At 60.1% G+C, this 764-nt stretch carries 1 protein-coding gene; it reads right to left on the bottom strand.

Features of this window, described 5'->3' with window-relative positions; translation table 11 throughout:
• A partial coding sequence (locus ENSA5_RS09000; protein ID WP_146155495.1) for a hypothetical protein occupies positions 1–524 on the bottom strand: 524 nt, incomplete at its 3' end.
• Between the last annotated feature and the right edge of the window lie 240 nt (positions 525–764).

The following is a 764-nucleotide window of genomic DNA, read 5'->3' as shown; positions in this document are numbered from 1 at the left end:
GAAAGCGCGAGGGGTTGGTCGGTGCTTGGCCATTTTGGGGTGCTGGTTGGGGGGATGACCTTGGTCTTGGCGGGGTTCCTGGCGCGTTTGTCTTTGGGGGCGGGGCACTCGAGGTGTTCGGGGTCGTCGATGATCCCGAGCGGGTCGGGGACGGCCTTTTGCTTGTAGTTCTCGAGTTGCCACTTCACTTCGTCAGTTTGCAGGCAGTTGCCGAGGCCGTTCGCATCGTTCAAACACTGCTCTTGGCACATGCTGCGGATGAGGTCGATGTCCTCGTCGTCGTTGGTCCAGCTCTCGAGACCGATGCCTCCGGTCTCACCCGCCCCTGAGTAATGTTCTGGGCCGAGGCAGAGGCTGAACTTTGGCTTTTGCATACCGCGCAAGGTGTTGTACGAATACAGCCCGACTTCGGAGCCGTCGCACCAAATGTAGAGTCCGTCGGGTTCCACGTCTTTACATCCCGCCGCGGACGCTGTGAGCGCCGCGAGCAAGAATGTGGTGGAGGTGAGGGGTGAGATCTTCATGATGTTCTCCTGTCGTGTGAGCGTGACGCTGCTCGACGTTGGGTGTGTCGAAGACCAGGGGCATGAGATTCAGCGTGGCCCCGGCGGAATCGACGGCTGACGAGCCGGAGTCTGCGCCGACGCATGCCTCGCTGGCCGGGACGTGTTGACGTGAATGTAAGGCTCGAAGTCCGATGAGCAGGCTAGCGCGATTTTGTCCATGCCAAGCCGCAAGATCGGCGAATGTACTGATCCCAAATT

The sequence above is a fragment of the Enhygromyxa salina genome (genome assembly GCF_002994615.1).
Classification (GTDB): domain Bacteria; phylum Myxococcota_A; class Polyangia; order Nannocystales; family Nannocystaceae; genus Plesiocystis; species Plesiocystis salina_A.
Note: the sequence above shows the minus strand (reverse complement) of the source record. Positions and strands in the feature narration are given on the sequence as shown.